The 21,529-nt window shown below is 65.0% G+C and carries 17 protein-coding genes and 1 tRNA gene; 6 read left to right on the top strand and 12 right to left on the bottom strand.

What is annotated here, in order from left to right:
* The first annotated feature begins 737 nt into the window (after window positions 1-737).
* On the top strand, window positions 738-2,198 hold the full coding sequence (locus HG262_RS00005; protein ID WP_169269314.1) for an RsmB/NOP family class I SAM-dependent RNA methyltransferase: 1,461 nt from the start codon (window positions 738-740) through the stop codon (window positions 2,196-2,198).
* A 22-nt stretch (window positions 2,199-2,220) separates the two neighbouring features.
* On the opposite strand, the gene HG262_RS00010 is transcribed toward HG262_RS00005, so the two are convergent.
* On the bottom strand, window positions 2,221-2,529 hold the full coding sequence (locus HG262_RS00010) for a hypothetical protein (protein ID WP_248293174.1): 309 nt from the start codon (window positions 2,527-2,529) through the stop codon (window positions 2,221-2,223).
* Window positions 2,530-2,975: 446 nt separating this feature from the next.
* On the opposite strand from HG262_RS00010, the gene HG262_RS00015 reads away from it, so the two are divergent.
* Genes HG262_RS00015 through HG262_RS00025 form a run of 3 tightly spaced genes read left to right on the top strand, consistent with a single transcriptional unit; the run spans window position 2,976 to window position 6,783 of the window.
* Window positions 2,976-4,184, top strand: a complete 1,209-nt coding sequence (locus tag HG262_RS00015; RefSeq protein ID WP_105557635.1) for a fatty acid desaturase — start codon at window positions 2,976-2,978, stop codon at window positions 4,182-4,184.
* Complete coding sequence (locus HG262_RS00020; protein WP_105557636.1) at window positions 4,181-6,475, top strand: UvrD-helicase domain-containing protein; 2,295 nt, start codon at window positions 4,181-4,183, stop codon at window positions 6,473-6,475. The genes HG262_RS00015 and HG262_RS00020 overlap by 4 nt, the downstream gene beginning before the upstream one ends.
* 2 nt (window positions 6,476-6,477) lie before the next feature.
* Entirely contained in the window at window positions 6,478-6,783 is a 306-nt protein-coding gene (locus HG262_RS00025) for a chorismate mutase (protein ID WP_169269083.1), read from the top strand.
* Window positions 6,784-6,826: 43 nt separating this feature from the next.
* Here HG262_RS00025 and HG262_RS00030 read toward each other — a convergent pair whose 3' ends face one another.
* The 9 genes from HG262_RS00030 to dapC form a co-directional block, all read right to left on the bottom strand.
* Entirely contained in the window at window positions 6,827-7,918 is a 1,092-nt protein-coding gene (locus HG262_RS00030) for a cytochrome c peroxidase (protein ID WP_248293175.1), read from the bottom strand.
* Window positions 7,919-8,052: 134 nt separating this feature from the next.
* Complete coding sequence (locus HG262_RS00035) at window positions 8,053-10,677, bottom strand: TonB-dependent receptor (RefSeq protein ID WP_169269085.1); 2,625 nt, start codon at window positions 10,675-10,677, stop codon at window positions 8,053-8,055.
* Window positions 10,678-10,799: 122 nt separating this feature from the next.
* Complete coding sequence (locus HG262_RS00040) at window positions 10,800-11,723, bottom strand: FecR domain-containing protein (protein ID WP_169269086.1); 924 nt, start codon at window positions 11,721-11,723, stop codon at window positions 10,800-10,802.
* Entirely contained in the window at window positions 11,723-12,211 is a 489-nt protein-coding gene (locus HG262_RS00045; RefSeq protein WP_169269087.1) for an RNA polymerase sigma factor, read from the bottom strand. The genes HG262_RS00040 and HG262_RS00045 overlap by 1 nt, the downstream gene beginning before the upstream one ends.
* Before the next feature lie 123 nt (window positions 12,212-12,334).
* Window positions 12,335-14,269 carry an ATP-binding cassette domain-containing protein gene (locus HG262_RS00050; RefSeq protein ID WP_348984347.1) on the bottom strand — a complete coding sequence of 645 codons (1,935 nt, stop codon included), beginning with the start codon at window positions 14,267-14,269 and terminating at the stop codon, window positions 12,335-12,337.
* Window positions 14,266-15,162, bottom strand: a complete 897-nt coding sequence (gene prmB / locus HG262_RS00055; RefSeq protein WP_169269088.1) for a 50S ribosomal protein L3 N(5)-glutamine methyltransferase — start codon at window positions 15,160-15,162, stop codon at window positions 14,266-14,268. The genes HG262_RS00050 and prmB overlap by 4 nt, the downstream gene beginning before the upstream one ends.
* A 108-nt stretch (window positions 15,163-15,270) precedes the next feature.
* Window positions 15,271-16,455, bottom strand: coding sequence for a succinyl-diaminopimelate desuccinylase (gene dapE, locus HG262_RS00060; protein WP_169269089.1), 1,185 nt, complete (start codon window positions 16,453-16,455; stop codon window positions 15,271-15,273).
* Window positions 16,455-17,276, bottom strand: a complete 822-nt coding sequence (gene dapD / locus HG262_RS00065; protein ID WP_169269090.1) for a 2,3,4,5-tetrahydropyridine-2,6-dicarboxylate N-succinyltransferase — start codon at window positions 17,274-17,276, stop codon at window positions 16,455-16,457. The genes dapE and dapD overlap by 1 nt, the downstream gene beginning before the upstream one ends.
* 24 nt (window positions 17,277-17,300) lie before the next feature.
* Window positions 17,301-18,497 (bottom strand): succinyldiaminopimelate transaminase, encoded by a 1,197-nt coding sequence (gene dapC / locus HG262_RS00070; protein WP_169269091.1) that lies wholly within the window; start codon window positions 18,495-18,497, stop codon window positions 17,301-17,303.
* Between the two features lie 47 nt (window positions 18,498-18,544).
* Between dapC and HG262_RS00075 the strand changes: the two genes are divergently transcribed.
* A tRNA-Leu gene (locus HG262_RS00075) sits at window positions 18,545-18,631 on the top strand.
* A gap of 235 nt (window positions 18,632-18,866) precedes the next feature.
* Here HG262_RS00075 and HG262_RS00080 read toward each other — a convergent pair.
* Both HG262_RS00080 and HG262_RS00085 read right to left on the bottom strand, forming a co-directional pair.
* A complete protein-coding gene (locus HG262_RS00080) occupies window positions 18,867-19,226 on the bottom strand; it encodes a sulfite:cytochrome C oxidoreductase subunit B (protein WP_169269092.1) in 360 nt (119 codons plus the stop codon).
* Between the two features lie 9 nt (window positions 19,227-19,235).
* Window positions 19,236-20,471: a molybdopterin-dependent oxidoreductase gene (locus tag HG262_RS00085; protein WP_169269093.1), complete on the bottom strand. Its 1,236-nt coding sequence runs from the start codon at window positions 20,469-20,471 to the stop codon at window positions 19,236-19,238.
* Between the two features lie 251 nt (window positions 20,472-20,722).
* Between HG262_RS00085 and HG262_RS00090 the strand changes: the two genes are divergently transcribed.
* On the top strand, window positions 20,723-21,271 hold the full coding sequence (locus HG262_RS00090) for a hypothetical protein (protein WP_248293176.1): 549 nt from the start codon (window positions 20,723-20,725) through the stop codon (window positions 21,269-21,271).
* Window positions 21,272-21,529 lie beyond the last annotated feature (258 nt).

Raw genomic sequence — 21,529 nt, forward strand, 5'->3', positions numbered from 1 at the left:
GCGACAGCCGTGGCGGCGACCGGGGTTCCTATGGTTCGGACCGCCGTGAAGGCCAGGGCCAGGGCCGTCCGGATTCGCGTCCGTCGTACGGCAACGGTCCGCGCGGCGACAGCCGTGGTGGTGACCGGGGTTCCTATGGTTCGGACCGCCGTGAAGGCCAGGGCCAGGGTCGCCCGGATTCGCGTCCGTCGTACGGCAACGGTCCGCGCGGCGACAGCCGTGGCGGCGACCGGGGTTCCTATGGTTCGGACCGCCGTGAAGGCCAGGGCCAGGGTCGCCCGGATTCGCGTCCGTCATACGGCAACGGTCCGCGCGGCGACAGCCGTGGCGGCGAACGCGCCTCCTACGGTTCGGAACGCCGGGAATACCAAGGCCAGGGGCAGGGCCGTCCGGATTCGCGTCCGTCGTACGGCAACGGTCCGCGCGGCGACAGCCGTGGCGGCGAACGCGCCTCCTACGGTTCGGAACGCCGGGAGTACCAAGGCCAGGGGCAGGGCCGTCCGGATTCGCGTCCGTCGTACGGCAACGGCCCGCGCGGCGACAGCCGTGGCGGCGAACGCACGTCCTATGGTTCGGAACGTCGTGAACACCAAGGCCAGGGCCAAGGTCGTCCCTCCTATGACGGCCCGCGCGGCGATGATTCGTCGCACGGCAATCGTGAGCCCGCTTCGCAAAAGCCGCAATTCAACCGTCCGCGCCAGTCGTACGCGGCCATCCGCATCGATCAGGTGCAGCGCGTGCTGGGCGAAATCCTGCAATGGACCTATCCGGCCGATTCCGCGCTGTCGCATTGGCTGCGCCATCATCCGAACCTGGGGGCGCGCGACCGTTCCGAGGTCGCCGAAGCCGTCTACGATGTGCTGCGCCATCTGCGCCGTTACCGCCAGTTCGGTGAAAGCGGCGTGGGCCCCGCCTCGCGCCGCCTGGCTATCCTGGGCCTGAACGCCACGCTGGGCGCCGAAGCGCTGGAAGACGGCATGGACGCCGCCGAAGCCGAATGGCTCAAGCGCGTGTCGCAGATCGACCTGGCCACCTTGCCCCGCGCGGTGCGCGGCAGCATCCCGGACTGGCTGGACGAACGCCTGAGCCAGATGGACAGCCCGGAAACCCTGGTCGAAGCGCTGAACCGCCAGGCCAGCCTGGATTTGCGCGTCAACCCGCTGAAGGCCGAGCGCGATGCCATGCTGACCGAACTGCAGCAAAGCGCCGGTCGCTACGAACCCGTGGCCATGCCGTTTTCGCCGTGGGGCATTCGTATGGAAGGCCGCCCGGCTATCAACCGCTGGCCGCAATTTGAAAACGGCAGCATCGAAGTGCAGGACGAAGGCAGCCAGTTGCTGGCCCTGCTGGTCGCGCCGCGCCGCGGCGAAATGATCATCGACTTCTGCGCCGGCGCCGGTGGCAAGACGTTGCTGCTGGGCGCATTGATGCGCTCCACCGGCCGTTTGTACGCCTTCGACGTGTCGGCGGCGCGCCTGGCGCGCGCCAAGCCGCGCTTTGCACGCAGCGGCCTGTCGAACGTGGTGCCCGTCGTGATCGATAGCGAGAACGACGCCCGCGTGAAACGCCTGGCCGGCAAGGCACAGCGCGTGCTGGTCGACGCGCCTTGCAGCGGCATCGGCACCTTGCGCCGCAATCCCGACCTGAAGTGGCGCCAGCACCCCGAGGCGCTGGCCGAATTGGGCCGGTTGCAGGAACGCATCCTGAACAGCGCCGCGCGTTGCGTGGCGCCCGGCGGCCGCCTGGTGTACGCCACGTGCAGCCTGTTGGCGGAAGAAAACGAAGTGCAGGCCGAGCGTTTCCTGGCTGGCCACCCCGATTTCGAACGCGTGGACGCCGCCGAGATCCTGGCCGCGCGCTGCGAAACCCTGAAGTTGGAAGGCCCCTACGTCCAGTTGCGCCCTGACGTGCACGGCACCGACGGCTTCTTTGCCGCAGTATTCGAGCGCAAAAAGAAGGGCGCAGCCGGCGCATCGGCGGAAACCACCGAGGCGGCGGTTGCCGGCGCCGAGCTGGATGCCGACGATTCGGGAGTGGATGCGGCCGCAGATGCGGATGTGGCGGCAGATGTGGCGGCCGATGCGGTGGTGCCTGCAGGCGACCAGGCCGAGGCCAAGCCCGAAGCCGGGCCCGTGGCGGATCCGGTGGCTGAATCTGTCCCCGGGGCCGAACCGGCCAAGGAAGACAAGCCGGCCTGACGCGCGTTCGGCCCGCGCCGGCTCAGGGAGCCGGCGTGACGCCGACCGTCGCGCTGAACCGGCGGGTGCCCAATGTCTTGTTCTGGTATTTCACTTCCCAGGCCAGGGTGTCGGACCCGGGGCGGTCCGCCTGGTAGACCACTTGCGAAACGGCTACCGGGCGATAGGCGCAACGACCCGAATCGCTGGACTGGCCCCGCGTCTGCATGATGCTGGCCTTGCCCAGGGTGGGGTTCTGGGTGATTTGCACACGCGGCGCCCGGAGCGCCAGGCAATCCGACCCCCGGATTTCGTAGTACGAGGCCAACACGACGACGTCGCCGGACTTCATCGTCTGCGCCAAGACAGGCGCGCACAGCGCGATTCCCAGCGCCGACAGGGCTGAAAATAAATAGGGTCGTATTGTTTTCGGCAACATCAGTGGGGCAAAAGAGACAGTTTGGTCAGCGGGAAAGGCGGCAAGTCTGCGCCGCGAACGTGGCGTCCACAAGACGGAAATCCCTTGCTGACAGGAACTTTAGTAGCGAAATGTAGCCAAAACCTGGTGCCATTGCGAATACCCCCCACCTTCATGGGGTAGCCGGCCCAGGCGCCGGATGTCCGCAAGGCTCGGCCTCGCGATCTGCCCGAAAGGGCCGCGAGAGTGGGGTTTTGTGCGCCAAAACCGGGGCTTAGTCCTTGATTTCGCTCAAAAACTATTTTGAAACTCCCTTGTCATAAGAAGACAAAGGTAAGCTAAACTTCAGGCACTTCTCAAGCGAGGCTCATAACAGCTTTATGGATTACATCCTCTCCTTCATTGCCGGCGGTCTGACCCAAGCGACTTGGTGGCAGGTCGTCGTATTCACCCTTGTCGTGACGCACATCACGATTGTTGCGGTCACGGTTTTTCTCCATCGCAGCCAAGCGCACCGCGGTCTGGATCTGCATCCGGCTGTGATGCACTTCTTCCGTTTCTGGCTCTGGATGACGACCGGCATGGTCACCAAGGAATGGGTCGCCATTCACCGCAAGCATCACGCCAAGTGCGAAAAGGAAGGCGATCCTCACTCGCCCATGCTGTTCGGCATCTGGAAGGTGCTGTTCCGCGGCGCGGAACTGTATCGCGAAGAATCGAACAACAAGGAAACCATGGCCAAGTTCGGCCACGGCACGCCTGACGACTGGCTCGAACGCAACGTCTACAGCAAGCACAGCCTGTGGGGCGTGCTGTCCATGCTGGCCATCGACGTCGCCCTGTTCGGCGCGATGGGCGTGACGGTGTGGGCGGTGCAGATGGCCTGGATTCCCTTCTGGGCGGCCGGCGTCGTCAACGGTATCGGCCACTATTGGGGCTATCGCAACTACAACAGCCCGGACACCAGCACCAACGTGTTCCCGTGGGGCATCGTGATTGGCGGCGAAGAGCTGCACAACAACCACCACGCCCATGGCACGTCGGCCAAGTTCTCGGCCAAGTGGTACGAATTCGACATCGGCTGGTGCTACATCAACATCCTGAAGTTCTTCGGCCTGGCCAAGATCAAGAAGGTTGCGCCCAAGCTGAAGCTGGACGACACCCGCACGGGCATCGACCTGCGTACGCTGCAAGGCGTGATCACGCACCGCTACGAAGTCATGGCCCGCTACGCGGACGTGATCAAGAGCGCCGCTCGCGAAGAACTGAGCAAACTGAAGGCCTCGCGCCAGGAAGGCAACGCTGAATGCGGCTACACCAAGCTGCATCAAGTGCGCCGCGCCATCCACCGCAACGAGGACATCCTCCAGCCTGAACAGCTTGCCGCCGTGGACAAGGCCATCGCCCAGAACAAGTCGCTGTCGACCCTGGTGCAGATGCGCCGCGAACTCGGCCGCATCTGGGAAAGCTCCAGCGCCAGCAGCGAACAGCTCCTCCATGACCTGCAGGCCTGGTGCCAGCGCGCCCAGCAAAGCGGCATCGCCGGGCTCGAGCAATTTGCTCAACATCTGCGCCGCTACGCGGCATGATGCTAGAGAAGCTCAACCCTGAACAACGCGCCGCAGTAACGTTAGAACCGCAGCACGCCCTGGTCTTGGCCGGGGCGGGCAGCGGGAAGACCCGGGTACTCACTACCCGCATGGCCTGGCTGATTCAAACCGGCCAGGCTTCGCCTTTTGGGCTTCTGGCGGTCACGTTCACCAATAAGGCCGCCCGCGAGATGCTGGCGCGCATGTCGGCGATTCTGCCGATTGATACGCGCGGCCTCTGGATCGGCACGTTCCACGGCCTGTGCAATCGCATGCTGCGCGCGCATCATCGCGATGCCGGCTTGCCGCAAAGCTTCCAGATCCTGGACGTCACCGATCAACTGGCTGCCATCAAGCGCCTGATGAAGGCGAACGGCGTCGACGACGAAAAGTACCCGCCGCGCGACGTGCAACGTTTCATCAACGGCGCCAAGGAAGAGGGCCTGCGCCCGCAGGACGTCGAAGCTTATGACGCCCATCGCCGCCGCCTGATCGAGATCTACCAGCTTTACGAAGCCCAGTGCCAGCGCGAAGGCGTGGTCGACTTCGCCGAGCTGCTGCTTCGCGCCTATGAACTGCTGTCGCGCAACGCACCGGTGCGCGAGCACTATCAGCGCCGTTTCCGCCACATCCTGGTCGACGAGTTCCAGGACACCAACACGCTGCAGTACAAGTGGCTGCGTTTGCTGGCTGGCGGTGGCGCGGCCATTTTCGCCGTGGGCGACGACGATCAGTCCATTTACGCCTTCCGGGGCGCGAACGTCGGCAACATGTCCGACTTCGAGCGTGATTACGCGCATGGCACCGTGATCCGGCTGGAACAGAACTACCGTTCGTTTGGCCACATCCTGGATTCCGCCAATGCGCTGATCGGCCATAACAGCGGCCGGCTGGGCAAGAACCTGTGGACCGACCAGGGTGAAGGCGAGCCGGTGCGCGTCATCGAACAGCCCTCGGACGGCATGGAAGCCCAATGGATCGTGGACGAAATCCGTTCGCTGATCCATGACGGCAGCCTGCGCCGCGAGATCGCCGTGCTGTATCGCAGCAACGCGCAATCGCGCGTGCTGGAACACGCCATTTTCTCGGCCGGCATTCCCTACAAGGTCTACGGCGGCCTGCGCTTTTTCGAGCGCCAGGAAATCAAGCACGCGCTGGCGTACCTGCGGCTGATGGCCAACCCCAACGACGACACGTCGTGGATGCGTGTCGTCAACTTCCCGACGCGCGGCATCGGTGCGCGTACGCTGGAGCAACTGGCTGACGCGGCCCGCGCACACGACACCAGCCTTTACGCGGCGGTGGCGTTGGTGGGCGGCAAGGGCGGGTCCAACCTGGCCCAGTTCGCGCAGCTGATCCATCGCCTGATCGAAGAAACGCGCGATCTGCCGCTGCCGGAAATGGTCGAGCACATGCTCGAAGCCAGCGGCCTGAACGCCCATTACAAGGCCGAGCGCGAAGGCGCCGAGCGCCTTGAGAACTTGAACGAATTGATCACGGCCGCGGCCGTGTTCGCTTCCGAAGAGAACTATGACGGCATGCCTGCTGGCGTGGTGCCTGAACAGGCCACCTCGTCCACGCTGATGCCGGGCGTGGTCGACGCGCCTATCGTGGCCTCGGACGGCCTGACGCCGCTGGCGGGATTCCTGTCGCACGCGGCGCTGGAAGCCGGTGACAACCAGGCCCAGCAAGGCCAGGACGCCGTCCAGCTGATGACGGTTCACGCCGCCAAGGGCCTGGAATTCGACGCCGTGTTTATCACCGGCCTGGAAGAAGGCTTGTTCCCCCACGAGAACAGCATCCTGGAACAGTCCGGGCTGGAAGAAGAGCGCCGCCTGATGTACGTGGCGATCACCCGCGCGCGGCAGCGCCTGTACATCAGCCTGGCCCAAAGCCGGATGCTGCATGGCCAGACGCGCTACGCCATGCGTTCGCGCTTCCTGGACGAAATTCCGGAAGAGCACCTGAAATGGCTGTCTCCCAAGGCCGGCCTGGCGCCGGTCAGCAGCACGGGCGCCGGCTGGGGCGGGGGCAACCGCGGCGACGCGTTCGGACGCAAGGCCACCAACACTATTGCGCCGCGTCAACCGCGCGGCATCGCAAGCGGTGTCACGGTGGGCGACAAGCAGTATCGTGTGGGTCAGGGCGTGCATCATGCGCGGTTTGGCGATGGCACGATCATTGGCTTGAGCGGCGCAGGACAGGACGCGCAGGCAGAAATCCAGTTCCGTGACGTCGGCGCCAAGACCTTGGCGCTGGGCATCGCCAAACTTGATATTGTTCAAGGTTAAACATGGCCAACAACGATTCTCCGAAAGCCGAGTTGGCGTCGCTGCGCGCCGAGGTCGATGAAATCGACCAACAGATCATGTTGCTGCTGGGCGTGCGGTTCCGTTGCACGGACATGATCGGCGAACTGAAGACCAACCACGGCATGGACCTCGTGGATCCCGTACGGGAATCCCAACAGGTGGAACGCATCCGCCGGCTGGCCGAAGAAGCGGGCGTGCCGCCCGCTCTGGCGGAAACCATCCTGCGCGAAGTGATCGACACCGTGGTCGACCACCATACCCGCCTGCGCGAGCGTCCGTACTCGTAATGCCAGGCTGGCGGCGCCCCAGGGGCGCCGCCTTCCCTTTCCCCTACAAGACCTTCATGAACGCCAGCAAGGCGTCGATGTCGTCCGCGCTGAGATCCAGTGGACGGATGTGTTCGGACTTGCGCGGCGCATAAGGATCTGGCGGATCAGCGGGCGCGGCCTCCCGGCCCATGCCTGCGTTGTACATCCGTAGCAACCCCTTCAGGTCCGCGAACAGGCCGTTGTGCATCCACGGGCCGGCCTGCGAGACATTGCGCAGGCTGGGCGTACGGAATTTGCCAAGGTCGGCGGGGTCTCGGGTGATTTCGAAACGGCCAAGATCCTGATTGCGCCGGCCATAGAACGACAGGCCGATGTTGTGGAACTGGTGGTCCGTCAGTAGCGCGCCGCTATGGCAGTTCATGCAGCGGGCCTGGGTGCGGAACAAATGCATGCCCCGCAGTTCCGTGTCGTTCAAGGCATTGCGCTCCCCATTGAGAAACGCGTCGAAGCGCGAGGTTTGCGGACGAAGCGTGGCGACATAGGCGGCCAGCGCACGGGCCAACCGGTCGCTGTCGACGGCGTCCCGACCTGAAGTCGACGCTGACCCGGAAGCCGAAGCCACGTCTCTCATCGCCGGGCCGAACGCCTTCAAGAATTGCGCGGGGTAGGGTGGCAGGCCTTGCAGGCGTGCGATGGCGCTGCCCAGGTCGTGATTCATCTCCCGGCTGTCTTGCACCGGACCCAACACCTGCGCTTTCAGCGTGCCGGCGCGCCCGTCCCAGAACAGGCGTGGCGCGAAGGGGGCCGCCAGCAAGGAGGGCGACCGCCGCCTGCCCATCAGCCGGTCTTCCCCGACCGCCAGTGGACGGCCGTCGGTAAAGGCCCGCTGCGGCATATGACAGGACGCGCAAGACACCTGCCCCTTGCGCGACAAGTGCCCATCGAAGAACAGCATCTGCCCCAGCGCCACGATCTCGGGCTTCCGGATATCGCTCGCCAACTCGGCGCGGCCGGCATTCGCCGCCATCCAGGACGACGGCGGCGCGTCCACGGGCGGCACCCTGGCCCACTCGGTCCACGTGATGCCGGGATCGATGGCAGGGGCCGGCCACAGGCTTGGGGGGCCGGCATAGCGCGCCCGCAGGCAAGCCATGTCCCAAGCGGCGCCATCGCGGCATGCAAGGGCCGGGGCCGTCGCGGCTGGCTCCGCCCGGAGGGGAGTGCCTGCCGCCAGGGCGAGGGCTGCCGCCGCCCCGGCGAGGGTGCGGCGTAAGAGGGCGCGGTGCATCAGAAGCGGTAGCTGGCTTGCACCCAGATCTCGCGGCCGACCTGATAGGTGTTTCGGTTGGTCGTCAGATTGGGGTTGCTGGCGGTGATGGCCGGCGTCTTGTTCAACACGTTCAGGACGTCCAGTGTGAAGGCGACGTTGCGAGCGAAGGCAGGCTCCCAGATCAGGCGGGTGTCCCACGTCCAGTACGAGGCGAGCCGGGCGCTGCGGTAGCTTTGCAGCGATTCAGGGCGTGGACCGTACCCGACATAGACAGACGTCATGCGCGAACTGCGCCACTGGATGCTGTTGTCCCAGGTCAGCCCGGCGCGGGGCCACATGCCCGTCAAGGAAAGCGAGGCCTTCTGGGGCTGATGGAACGACGTAGGCGGAAGGTCGATCGCGCGCATGCGTTCGCCGTCGTAAAGAATGTATTCGTCCGGGTCGCGCGCGCCGCCCTCATAGCCCTCGACCAGGTCCGCGTTGACCTTGCGTTTCTGATAGCTCCAGTCGGCGCGCGCGGTCCAGCGGGTCTCCATCAGATGCCAGGGTTCCAGCGTCCGCAACGACAGACTGATCGTATCCGTAGTGGACTTGCCGTTGTTGAGATAGCGGTAGCCCTGGACGTTGTCGCCGGCTTTGCTGACCTGATCGCGCCCATTGCGGTGGACGTAGGCCGCCAGCCCTTCCACAGTGCCCATCCGCTGCCTGACCGACAGCGCCCATTCATCGTCGTACGGGGTGCGCAAGCCTTCGTAGGAGACGTAGTAAGGTTTGGACCCGTCCGCCACCGGATTGCCGTAGCGGTCCAATACCTGGCGCCTGAGGGTGTTGATCCGTTCCTCCAGCGCGATGTTCAGCACGTCCGAGCCGTAGTAGCGCGCCCACCCGCCGCTGATCACGGTATTGCCGTTGCCGAACGCGTCCCAGTCCAGGCGCGTGCGCGGCGACAGGTTGCTGTTGCCCAGGAAGGTCTCGCGGTCGTAGCGCAGCGCGCCGGTCAAGGCCACGCGTCCTAGTTCCACCCGGTCCGAGGCATAGAGGGAAGCGGTGTTGTACTTCGTCTCGACGGTTCCGCGCAGGTTGTGTACCTTGCTGGTATGGCGTTCGGAGCCGTCCGCGGCGTGCACGGCGATGTACGAGTACGCATCGCTGAATCGTTCGAAATTCACGCCGACGCGCTGCAGGTCCACCCCCGCGTAGGGCGTATGCGTAAAGGGGCCGGTACGTATTGGATCCAGGTCGACCCGGCCTTTCAGCGTCCAGGTGTCCTGTTCCTTCTGCTCTTTTCCAAAGCCGCCCGTCACGTATTGCGGGATCGACGGGAATTTGTGCGTGACCAGCGACGTTGCGTCGGACGAGCGGTTGCTGAGCGCGTTGTCCCAGCCTGCCTGCACGGATGCCCGGCCGCCCAGGAAGGCGTGGTCCAGGTTCCAGCCCACGCCGCGCGCCGCATGGGTGTTGTCCCATTGGGTGTCGCGGAAGGTGTCGCTGGACAGGGTTTCGCGGCGGTCGCTGTACTTCAGCGTCAGGTCGGAGATGGTGTCCGCCGTGGCCCGTACCGTGAACTTGCCCAGGAAGTTGTCGATGCGATCGTCGTAGTTGTCTTCGCCTTGCGTGGGCTGGTCGCCGTCCACGCCCATGTTCCAGCGCCGGATGCTGGATTCGCGTCGCGACATGCTCAGCACCGCGCCCGTCTTGTCATTGATGGCGATGTCGCCGATGGCGGTGTAAAAGCGCTTCTTCCACTCCGGAGAAAACCCCGGCTTGCCCTGGCCCCATCCCGTTTCGTCGCCTTCGGCGATCTTCTGCTGGGTCATCTTCGACGTGTTCCAACGATAGTCGAGTTGCAGGTGGTTTTCACCGGACGGCCGGCGCAGCCGCGCGTCCACCACGCCACCTGTGAAGCGTCCATATTCAACGGGCACGAAGCTGTCCATCACGCGGACCTCGCCCAGCAGATTGGTGTCGACGAAATAGGACTGCGCGTTGCTGGGGATGTTGGCGATCTGCAGATTCAGGTTCTTGCTGGCAGGGTCGACGCGGTTCGTCGCGTCCATGCCGTCGATCTGGAACAGGTTCTGGTATGGGCTCGCGCCGTGGAAGGAGATGTCCTCGACATTCATTGAGCCGCGGTTCGTCGATCCGTTGGCCGGGGTATTCGTGCGCACGGCAGGATGAGTGGCCACCAGCGACGTCAGGTCTTGATTGCCGGTCGGCTTTGTCGCGATTTCTTCCCGGCTGTAGACCCGTTCGTCGCTGTGTTCGCCATACACCTTCACCGCTTCCAGCCGCAATGCGGAAAACTGGTTCGTCTTGTCGACAAAGATGATGTAGCGGCCGGGGCCGTCGCCGCGCAATGCCAGGCCGGAGCCGCGCAGCAACTGGTCCAGCGCATCCAGCGGCGACAAGGTGCCCCGCAGCGCGGGCGCAGATTTGCCGGCGACGGCAGCGGGCACGAACGACACTTCCAGATTCGCCTGCTGGCCCAGGGCAAGCAAGGCGGGGCCCAGCGGCTGGGCCGGGATGTCGAAGGCGACAGGGGCGGCGCGAGTCTGGGCCTGTGCCGGGTGGGCCAGCGCCAACGCTGCGCAGAGGGCGACGGCGGCGACGGGAGGGCGGCGCGTGGAAAGGCGGGAAGACATGCGTAAGTCCTAAGCAGTAATGTCAGCCGTAGGACGTCGGCACCGCCCAAACCCCTCATCGATTTTTCGATGAATAATTTATATCGATTCTCATTTACCGATTGGCAAGCGTCTTGACGCCGTCAGCGCAAGATCAGCAGGCCCGGCAGTTCGGTCACGCGGACCGGCGTCTGCGCCAGCAGCAGTTCCAGCGCCCGCAGCGGATCGGCGACCAGGGCGGTGCCCGATACGCGTTGGGTCTTGGCTGCGTCGCCCAAAACCAGGATGTGCTTGGCGCTGTAGCGCGCCAGCGCGTCCGCTGCGGCTGGCAGCGGCACGTCGTCGAAGCTCAGCAGGCCACGGGTCCAGCCCGGCTGCGCCGTGCCGGCCTCGGCGTCGCGTTTGACGCCTGCCGCGGACACCTCCGCCGCTTCGCCGGTAGACAAAGTCAGGCCTTGTTCATCGGTGCACGGCAGGCAGCGCACGGCGACCTGGTGCGCTTGCACCGCCACCCGCGTGCCGCCGTGCAGCAGATCTACGGTGAAGCGCGTGCCCAGCGCCGTGGCGAAGGCGTCGCGGGTGATGACAGAGAACGGCGCCATGCCAGGTTGCCGCGGTGCGGGCTCGAACTGGGCGCGGCCCTGCAGCAAGCGAACCTGGCGGCGGCCGTCGCCATAGTCCAGCGCCAACGCACTGTGCGCATCCAGCACGACCGCGGAGCCGTCCGGCAGCATAATGCGGCGCACGCCGACATCGGCGGTGTAGTCGGCTTGCGACTGGGGCGCGGTGGACCCGAACCAACCGGCGAACGCGGCCGTCAGCAGCGCCAGCATGGCGGTGACGCGCAGCTTGCGGGTCGGGCGCTTCGCGAGCTTGCCGCGGTCGATCTCGCCCATGCGGCGCCACAGGCGCGACAGGCGGTCGTAGGCCGCGGCATGCCGTGTATCCGCCCGATACCAGGCCTCGAACGCGGCATGTGATTCGTCGTCCAGGCGCTCGCCGCTTTGCCGGATCACCCAACGTGAAGCTTCTTGCACGGGGTCGAGCGGGCGGGCGCGCGTGGCCATCAGTCGGCCAGCGCCAGGTCGCAGGCCAGCAAGATGCGCATCATGTGTTTTTCCACGGCGCTGATGGAGATCGCGAAGCGCTTGGCGATGTCGCGGTAGGTCAGGCCTTCGTGACGGTGCAGCACGAAGACGTCCAGGCTGCGGCGGGGTTGGGCGAGCAGGGCGGATTCCAGGCGGCGCAGGGTCTGATGGGCGGATGCCACGTCGAAGGTATCGGCGGCATGGGCGACGGGCAGCGCGGCGGCGTAGTCGGCGGTGGCCGACAGTTCGCGGGTGCGGCGGCGGTGCCAGTCCGTCGCGATGTTGGCGGCCACCCGGAACACGTACGCCCGGTCATTGTCGGGGCGGGTGCGGTCGTTGAATTCCGCAAGCTTGATCCAGGTGTCCTGCGCGCAATCCTGCGCCACGTCGCGTGAGCCGGTGCGCATCGAAAGAAAGCCAAGCAGTTCGCGGTAATGGCGAAGGAATACGTCCGAAAGCGTAGACATGTCGCTGGCGTCCGGCGCCAGATAAAGTCAATTTCGCGACGAAGTATAAATGATAATGCTTATTATTACCAGATAAGGATGGACGGCCAGGCGGCGGGGCAGGCCCACCGCCCAAGCAACGTCCTAGGCTTCGCTTTGGTCGATTTCTTCCAGGGAACCCTGGATCTCAAGCCATTGCTCTTCAAGCTCGTCGATGCGCTTGCCGTGCTCGCCGTGTTCGGCCATGACCTTCTGGCGTTCCGCGCGGCGCGCATCCGAATACAAGTCCGGATCGGCGATGACGGCGTCCAGCGCGTGCAGCTTGGTCCGTAGCTTCTCCATTTCGGATTCGACCTTGGCCAGCTTGGATTCCAGCGGTTTGCGCAGGGCGGACAGGCGTTGCCGTTGTTCGGCTTCGGCCCGGCGTTGCGCCTTGCGGTCCACGACGGGTTCGCTGCCTTCGGCGTTCTCGCGTGCGGCTTCTGCGCGTTCGCCGGCATTGCGGGCGGCCAGCCAGTCTCGGTAGTCTTCAAGGTCACCGTCGAACTCGCGCACCGCGCCGTCCGCCACGATCCAGAAGCTGTCTACTGTGGTGCGCAACAGGTGGCGGTCGTGCGAGACCAGCAGCATGCTGCCGCCGAAGTCGGCCAGCGCGGCGGCCAGGGCTTCGCGCGTTTCCACGTCCAAGTGGTTGCTGGGTTCGTCCAGCAACAGCAGGTTGGGTTTCTGCCAGACGATCAGCGACAATGCCAGACGCGCTTTTTCGCCGCCCGACATGGGGCCGACCTTGCTGGTGACGGTATCGCCCGAAAACCCGAAACCGCCCAGATAGTTGCGCAGCTCCTGCTCGCGGGTATCAGGCGCCAGCCGCGCCAGGTGCGCGATCGGCGTGCTGTCCACGTCCAGCATGTCCAGCTGGTGCTGATGAAAATAGCCGATGGCCAGACCGCGCGAGGCGCGGCGTTCACCCGCCTGCACGGGAATCTCTTCCGCCAGCGTCTTGATCAGCGTGCTCTTGCCCGCGCCATTGGCGCCCAGGACACCGACGCGGCTGCCGGCGCGCACCATCAAGGTGACGTCGCGCAGGATGGGCACGGCGTTGCCCGCCGCATCCGTGTAGCCGGCGGACAGGTGTTCCAGCGTCAGCAAAGGGTCGGGGACCTGATCTGGCGACGGGATGCGGATGTCGATGCCGGCTTCGGCATGCAAGGGCGCCAGCACCTGCATGCGGGCCAGCGCCTTGACGCGGCTTTGCGCCTGCTTGGCTTTGGATGCCTTGGCCTTGAAGCGGTCGATGAAGCCTTGCAGACGGGCCGTCTCGCGCGTCTGGCGTTCGTAGGCGATGTTGGTCTGGCGCAGGCGCTCGGCGCGTTGCGTCAGGAAATCGCCATAGCCGCCTCGGTAGCGCACCAACTTGGCGTGATCGAAGTGCAGGATCGACTTGGCCACCGCATCCAGGAATTCGGTGTCGTGGGAGATCAGCATGACGGTGCCCGGATAGGCGCCCAGCCATTTCTCCAGCCACAGCATCGCATCCAGATCCAGGTGGTTGGTGGGTTCGTCCAGCAGCAGCAGTTCAGACGGGGCCATCAACGCGCTTGCCAGGGCCAGGCGCATGCGCCAGCCCCCGGAAAAGCTCTCTACCGGCAGCATCCATTCGTTGGGTTTGAAGCCCAGGCCCGCCAGCAGCTGTTCGGCGCGCGAGGCCGCGCTCCAGGCGCCGGCTTCCACCAGCGCCGCTTCCACTTCCGCGATCTGCGTGCCCTGGTCGTCGGTCAGCGTGGCGCGGCGCGCCTGCAATTCTCGCAGGTGCGTGTCGCCGTCGATGACGAATTCACGGGCCGGGCGGTCGTCGGCGTCCAGTTCCTGCTTGACGCTGGCGATGCGCCAGCCGACGGGCAGGTTCACGGTGCCGGCGTCCAGGTCCAGGGCGCCGGTCAGCAGGGCGAACAACGAGGATTTGCCCGCGCCGTTCTTGCCCACGATGCCGACGCGTTCGCCCGGATGAACAACGAATTCAGCGCCGTCCAGCAGCACTTTCGTGCCGCGGCGCAGGGTCAATCCAGTAGCGCGTATCACAGGGTAAGTTGCTCTCGGGTAAGCAGCAGGAGCTGGTCCGACGCCTCTTCCGTATCCAGCCATACGGGAGACAGCTGCGGGAAGGCGGCTTCGAAGAAGTCGCGTTCGTGGCCGATCTCAAGCACGATCACGCCGTCTTGCGTGAGGTATTGGGGAGCCGCCGCCAGAATGCGGCGCACCAGGTCCATGCCGTCTTCGCCACCGGCCAGGGCCAGTTGCGGTTCATGGAGGTACTCCTGGGGCAGTACATCCATGGAGCCGCTGTTCACGTAAGGCGGATTGCAGACGATGACGTCGTACTGGCATGCCGGCAGACTGTCGAACAGATTGCTTTCGTGCAGGTCCAGACGGTCTTGCAAACCGTAGTCGTCGACGTTGCGGCGCGCGACATCCAGCGCATCCGCCGACACGTCCACCGCGTCCACATGGGCGTAGGGGAAGGCCAGGGCCGACAGGATGGCCAGGCAGCCCGACCCGGTGCACATGTCCAGCACGTTTTCTACCGCCGTCGCATCCTGCACCCAGGGCGACAAGCCCTGGTCCAGCAGTTCCGCGATGGGTGAGCGCGGCACGATGACGCGCTTGTCCACATAGAAGCGATGGCCGCGCAGCCAGGCCTCGTTGGTGAGGTACGCGGCGGGCACGCGCTCGGTCACGCGGCGTTCCAGCAGGTCCAGCACGCGGTCACGCTCTTCGCGGACCACGCGGGCGTCCAGGAACGGCTCCAGCGTGTCCAGCGGCAAGTGCAGGGCGTGCAGCGTCAGGTAGACCGCCTCGTCCCAGGCGTTGTCGCTGCCGTGTCCCAGCGCCACTTGGGCGCCGTTCAGCCGCGACACCCCGTAACGGATGAGGTCGCGCAGGGTCAGCAATTCTTGGCGGGCGGATTGATACATAGTCAGGCCTTTTTTCCCCACGGGCGGCCCCAAGGGGAAAGCGCCCCCTCGGAGGGGGCAGTTTCGTTTCCCCACGGTCCGTCCAAGCGGATGGCCCGTGGGGCGGTTTCACTTTTTCAGCAGAAGATTTTCCAGCGTGCGCCGGTAGATATTCTTAAGCGGATCCAGCGAGGCCACTTCGACACGCTCGTTGACCTTGTGGATCGTGGCGTTGCCCGGACCGAATTCGATCACCTGCGGGCAGATCTTGGCGATGAAGCGGCCGTCGGACGTGCCGCCGGTGGTGGACAGTTCGGCGGTGACGCCGGTTTCAGCGTGAATCGCCTGCACCAGCGCATCGGTCAACGAACCGCGCGGGGTCAGGAAAGGCTCGCCGCCCAGTTCCCAGTCCAGGTCGTATTCCAGGCCGTGCTTGTCCAGCACCGCATGCACGCGGGCTTTCAGGCTTTCCGGCGTGCTGGCCGTCGAGAAACGGAAATTGAACAGCGCCACGGCTTCGCCGGGCACCACGTTCGTCGCACCGGTGCCCGAGTTCAGGTTCGACACCTGGAACGTCGTGGGCGGGAAGTACTCATTGCCCTGGTCCCATTCGATGCCCACGATATCGGCCAGCGCCGGCGCCAGTTGATGCACCGGGTTGCGCGCCAGGTGCGGGTAGGCCACGTGGCCCTGGATGCCCTTGACCGTCAGCTTGCCCGACAACGAACCGCGGCGGCCGTTCTTGCAGGTGTCACCCAGCACGTCGCCCGAGGTCGGCTCACCGACGATGCAGTAGTCCAGCTGTTCGCCGCGCGCTTTCAGCGCGTCGCAGACGATGGCGGTGCCGTCGATCGACGGGCCTTCTTCGTCCGACGTGATCAGCAGCGCGATCGAACCGTCGTGTTGCGGGTGGGCCGCCACGAATTCCTCGGCCGCCACTACGAAGGCGGCGATCGAGCTCTTCATGTCGGCCGCCCCGCGGCCGTACAGCCAGCCGTCGCGCTCAGTGGGCACGAACGGATCGCTCTCCCACTTTTCGCGCGGGCCCGGCGGCACCACGTCCGTGTGACCGGCGAACACGGTCAGCGGCGCGGCGCTGCCGCGCCGGGCCCACAGGTTGGTGACACCGCCCTGCGCGATGGTCTCGCACGTGAAGCCGATGCGCTCCAGCCGGGCGGCAAGCGCCGCCTGGCAGTCTTCGTCCGCCGGCGTGACCGACGGGCGGGCGATCAGGTCCTTGACCAGATCCAGTACGGCGCTGGAGGCTTGGGAGGGTGCACGCCCTTCGGGCGGCCGTGCGGTCGTGCTGCTCATTACGCCCTCAGCAGATCATTGATGCTGGTCTTGGCGCGCGTTTGCGCGTCGACACGCTTGACGATGACGGCGCAAGCCAGGCTGTGCGAGCCGTCGGCCGACGGTAGCGAACCCGGAACCACGACCGAACCGGACGGCACGCGGCCGTAGGTGATCTTGCCGGTGGCGCGATCGAAGATCTTGGTGCTTTGCGACAGGAACACGCCCATGGCCAGCACCGAGTTCTCTTCCACGACCACGCCTTCCACGACTTCCGAACGGGCGCCGATGAAGCAGTTGTCTTCAATGATGGTGGGGTTGGCTTGCAGCGGTTCCAGCACGCCGCCGATGCCGACGCCGCCGGACAGGTGGACGTTCTTGCCGATCTGGGCGCACGAACCGACGGTGGCCCAGGTGTCGACCATCGTGCCTTCGTCGACGTAGGCGCCGATGTTCACGTAGGAGGGCATCAGCACCACGTTGCGGCCGATGAAGGCGCCGCGGCGGGCGACAGCGGGCGGCACCACGCGGTAGCCACCTTGCTTGAAGGCGTTGTCGCCGTATTCCGAGAACTTGAGCGGCACCTTGTCGTAGAACTGCAGCGGGGCCTGGCCCATGATGGCGTTCTCGCTCAGGCGGAACGACAGCAGCACGGCCTTCTTGATCCACTGGTGGACCACCCAGTCGTCATTGATTTTCTCGGCCACGCGCAAGCGGCCCAGATCCAGGCCGTCGATGGTGTGTTCCACCGCTTCGCGCACTTCGGCGCTGGCGTCGGCGGGCGTCAGGTTCGCCCGGTCGTCCCAGGCTTTTTCGATGGTGGTCTGCAGGTCGAGAGTCATAGCGGCTCAGCTTTTAAAGGTTGATCAAACAGAAGTATGTACAAAATGGGCGATGCGTTCGGCTGCCTGCACGCAGTCAGCCAAAGGCGCCACCAACGCAATACGGATGCGGCCGTGGCCGGGATTCACGCCATGCGCTTCCCGCGCCAGGAAACTGCCCGGCAGAACGGTAACACCGGTGCGGCCGTAAAGGTCACGCACAAAGGCCGTATCCGACCCCGGCGTGGCCGCCCACAGGTAGAAAGATGCCTGCGGGCGCGACACGTCCAGCACGTTTTCAAGAATCGGCACGACCGCGTCGAACTTTTCGCGGTACAGGCGCCGGTTGTCCTTCACGTGCGCCTCGTCCGACCAGGCCGCGACGCTGGCCGCGGAGACCAGCGGGCTCATCGCACTGCCATGATACGTGCGATACAGCAGGAAACGGCCGATCAGCGCCGCGTCGCCGGCCACGAAACCCGACCGCAGGCCGGGCACGTTGGACCGCTTGGACAGGCTGGAGAACGCCACCAGGTTGCGGTAGTCGTCCCGGCCCAGGCGGCGCGCCGCCTGCAAGCCGCCCAGGGGCGGGTTGCCTTCATCCAGATAGATCTCGGAATAGCACTCGTCCGACGCGATGACAAAGCCATGGCGGTCGGACAGCTTGAACAGCGTTTCCCAGTCGTCCAGCGCCATGACGTTGCCGGCGGGGTTGCCCGGCGAACACACGAAGACCAGCCGCGTCCTCTTCCAGACCGCGTCGGGCACCTGGTTCCAGTCGCTGGAAAAATTACGCAATGGATCGGCGTTGACGAAGTAGGGCGTGGCGCCCGCCAGCAGCGTGGCGCCTTCGTAGATCTGATAGAACGGGTTGGGGCAGATGACCACCGAACCGGCCGACGGGTCGATCACCGTCTGCGTGAACGCGAACAGCGCCTCGCGAGAGCCCAGCGCCGGCAGCACCTGCGTGTCCGCGTCGGGGGCGGGGATGCTGTAGCGGCGGGCCAGCCAGCCCGAAATCGCCTGGCGCAGCGCCGGGTCGCCCTTGGTGGAGGGGTACACGGACAACCCGTCCATGTGGTCGCGGATCGCCTGCGCCACCCGTTCCGGCGCGGCGTGCTTGGGCTCGCCGATCGAAAGATTGATGGGCGTCAGGCCGTCCGGCTGCGTGCTGGCGGAAGCCAGCAACGCCCGCAGTTTTTCGAACGGGTAGGGGTGTAAAGCATCGAGGCGCGGATTCATGACGCAAGATTTTAACAAGCAAGCTACAATAGCGGGCTTGACCTTTAGCGAAGGTGGCGAAATTGGTAGACGCACCAGGTTTAGGTCCTGACGCCGTAACAGGTGTAGGGGTTCGAGTCCCCTCCTTCGCACCACCTATTGCCTGACGTTGTTTGGCCGTACGCCGACAATGTCATACAACCCCCGAGCGCTCGAATGCGCCGGGGGTTTTCTTTTGCCCCGGCGTTGCATTCCCCATTAACTCGCCCACTTTGCCACGTCAAATCCACACCGGGATTCGGGCCAAAAGGGGACACTGGCCCCTTTTCGCACGCGTGGGGACACATGGCGCGCCGAGGTCTGCAAGCGCGGCCCGTGGGAGACAAGGCCTCAGGGCTTGGGAGACCCGGCGGGCTGGGGCGGGGGATAGGCCTGGTTCAGGTACTGCACGATCAGCGGCACTTGTTCGGCCGGAATGGGGGCGCCGTAGGTGCCGACCATCTTTTTGACTTCGGCATTCCAGAAACCCAATGGCATCGGCGGCTGCGACGACAGGTAATCGACCGAGTGGCACATCAGGCATAGGGCCGCGCTTTGGGCACCGGCACCGGTGCCAGGGTGCAGCGTTGCGGTTTCAGGGGGGAGCTGGATGTCCAGGGCGGCGGCGGATGCGCAGGCAGACATAGCGGCCAGGGCGATGGCCAGCCTGGCCAGGCTGGCGTGGGGATGACGACGGGCGGGGCGGGTCATGGGGGCTCCTTACGTAGCGTCGACGCGCACGGTTTCGACCACGTTGCGCATGTACCCAGGCGGGTTCCACAGCGGATCTAAGGGTTGGGTTTCGCCCGCCGTATTGGTGGCGCGTACCTTCAGGACATAGGCGCCGGCCTGCTCAGGGGTGAAGTCGGCGTGCCACTCGCGGAAGGAATAGCGGCCCAGGTCCTCGCCCAGCGAGGCGGCGCGCCAGGTCTTGCCGTCGTCGGCCGAGAACTGCACGTCGCGAATGCCGCGGCCGCCGTCGAAGGCAATGCCACGCACCGGCACGCGTTGGCCTTTGGCCACGCGGGCGCCGTCGGCGAGGTTGGTGATGAAGCTGCGTACGTTGTAGCGGCCGATGGGGCGAGTTTTTTCTGGCGCTTTACCCTTCGGCGTGCAGGCGCAGTCGTTGTCAGGGATGCGGTAGGCCTTCTGCATCCAGAAGCCGTCGAACTCGGTGTTCAGCACCTTGATGTCGGCCAGGTGCTTGACCCAGTAGGTGCCGTAATAACCGGGCACCACCAGCCGCACGGGATAGCCATTTAGCATGGGCAGGTCGGCGCCGTTCATGGCGTAGGCCAGCATGACTTCGCCGTCCAGGGCGTGGGCCGCGTCCAGCGCCTTGACGAATTCCGGGGTGCCCGGCAGCACGGGTCGGTCCAGCCCCTCGAAGGTGATTTGACGGGCGCCGGCCTGGATGCCAGCCTTTTCCAGGATGCGCTTGAGCGGAATGCCCACCCAGCGGGCGTTGCCCATCGCGCCATTGCCCAGTTGGCCCCCGCCCACACGCGGTTCAAAAAAGCCCCGGCTGTTGCCCGAGCATTGGGTGACGGCCACCAGTTCGACGGGCGCGCCGAACTGCTGCTTCAGGTCATTCAGCGACAGCTCAAGTGGCGTGTTGACCAGCCCGCCCACGCGTAGCCGGTAGGTGGCGGGGTCGATGGCGGTGGGGATGTTGCCCAGGTGGTAGCGCACGAAGAACGCATCGTTGGGCGTGATGACGCTGTCGTTGAATACTTCGAAGGGCGTTTCCAGTTGCGGCGGCCGCGAAGTCTGGCGGATCAGGGGGCGCTTTTGCGGGTAGGCGATCAGGTCGCGCTCGCCGTTCGCGAAAGGCAGCGTGACGGTGGCAGGGGCGGCCAGGCTGACCAGGGCATGGCCGGCCAGCGTGCCGGCCGCGCCCACGGTACAGGCTTGGCGCAGGAAGCGCCGGCGCCCATCCGGATCGAATGTGCTCATGCTTGTCTCCTCGTTGTTTTCCAGTACCCGGCTACTCGCGGTGCCGTCGAATCAGGCTACGCCGGGCTAGCTGACGGCCACGTTAATTGTTGCGGCGTCTTGCAACGGCCGTTCCAATAATCGCGTTCTCTGCACAATCAGTGCATTTCCGCCCAAAGAGACTGACGTTTAGGCAACCGCCCGACGTTCGTCAATGTCCGGCCCTGGAGGGTATTCGGCCGGGATACGCGGTGATCGAGTATGCAGCGCGCATGCAAAAGCCTGAATTGCCCCGGCGCCGCGCTCAAGTTTCCGCTCTGGCTGCCGTTAATGCCGATACCGCTTCCATAGGCCATCGGAAAAACAGCGTCATGTTTGATTTAATCTCCATCGTCCTCACTCTTGCTGCCCTGATTGCCTGGGTAATCCACCGCCAAAAGAAACGGCACAACGCGTTGTTGGCGAAGTTTCGCGAACACAACCAGCGCCTCGGTACGTCCTTCCCTGAAACCAGCGTGGACAGCGAGCTGATCCTCAGCGACAAGGACAAGAAGTTTGTCATTGCGTTTGATCCCCAAACTCGAAAACTCTGCATGGTGTCGGGCGCGAAGGATCCCGGCGAGGTCCTCGACTTTTCATACATCAGGCAATGGCAGTTGAAATGGACCGAGGTTTCAGGCAATGGCGGGCTCGCCTTCAAGAACGTCCATTTCGCCTTTTCCACCAACGACCTCAAAAGACCGTTGATCCATGTTCCCGTCGCCGGTAAAGGGTATGGCGATACCTGGAATAGCCGCCTGGGCATTCTGATGGGCGCCTGAGCGAATTCGGCTGCGCCCCGCATCGCATCGCACCTGGGGCGGGGCGCCACCGGATATTGTCATTGGTTCCGATTCAGTCGTCTTTCTGGCGAAGTTCATCAGTGCGACTAGGAGATCTCAGTGACCTTGCGCGCGCCAAGTACTACATGAAGACGGGTCAACAGCAAAACGGCGCACGGTAATCCGCGCACGCAAAAAAGGCCTCTTGGCATGCTTGCCAAGAGGCCTTTTTCTGTACTACCGGGTCTGGAATCCATC

The organism is Achromobacter sp. Bel, from assembly GCF_012928505.1.
GTDB lineage: Bacteria > Pseudomonadota > Gammaproteobacteria > Burkholderiales > Burkholderiaceae_B > Achromobacter.

Coding starts and splice junctions, on each gene's coding strand:
- HG262_RS00090 (WP_248293176.1), top strand. CDS start 20,723: ATGCAAAAGCCTGAATTGCCCCGGCGCCGCGCTCAAGTTTCCGCTCTG.
- HG262_RS00020 (WP_105557636.1), top strand. CDS start 4,181: ATGATGCTAGAGAAGCTCAACCCTGAACAACGCGCCGCAGTAACGTTA.
- HG262_RS00045 (WP_169269087.1), bottom strand. CDS start 12,211: ATGTCTACGCTTTCGGACGTATTCCTTCGCCATTACCGCGAACTGCTT.
- HG262_RS00035 (WP_169269085.1), bottom strand. CDS start 10,677: ATGTCTTCCCGCCTTTCCACGCGCCGCCCTCCCGTCGCCGCCGTCGCC.
- dapE (WP_169269089.1), bottom strand. CDS start 16,455: ATGAGCAGCACGACCGCACGGCCGCCCGAAGGGCGTGCACCCTCCCAA.
- HG262_RS00030 (WP_248293175.1), bottom strand. CDS start 7,918: ATGGCTTGCCTGCGGGCGCGCTATGCCGGCCCCCCAAGCCTGTGGCCG.
- dapC (WP_169269091.1), bottom strand. CDS start 18,497: ATGAATCCGCGCCTCGATGCTTTACACCCCTACCCGTTCGAAAAACTG.
- dapD (WP_169269090.1), bottom strand. CDS start 17,276: ATGACTCTCGACCTGCAGACCACCATCGAAAAAGCCTGGGACGACCGG.
- HG262_RS00025 (WP_169269083.1), top strand. CDS start 6,478: ATGGCCAACAACGATTCTCCGAAAGCCGAGTTGGCGTCGCTGCGCGCC.
- HG262_RS00040 (WP_169269086.1), bottom strand. CDS start 11,723: ATGGCCACGCGCGCCCGCCCGCTCGACCCCGTGCAAGAAGCTTCACGT.
- HG262_RS00015 (WP_105557635.1), top strand. CDS start 2,976: ATGGATTACATCCTCTCCTTCATTGCCGGCGGTCTGACCCAAGCGACT.
- HG262_RS00010 (WP_248293174.1), bottom strand. CDS start 2,529: ATGAAGTCCGGCGACGTCGTCGTGTTGGCCTCGTACTACGAAATCCGG.
- prmB (WP_169269088.1), bottom strand. CDS start 15,162: ATGTATCAATCCGCCCGCCAAGAATTGCTGACCCTGCGCGACCTCATC.
- HG262_RS00085 (WP_169269093.1), bottom strand. CDS start 20,471: ATGAGCACATTCGATCCGGATGGGCGCCGGCGCTTCCTGCGCCAAGCC.
- HG262_RS00080 (WP_169269092.1), bottom strand. CDS start 19,226: ATGACCCGCCCCGCCCGTCGTCATCCCCACGCCAGCCTGGCCAGGCTG.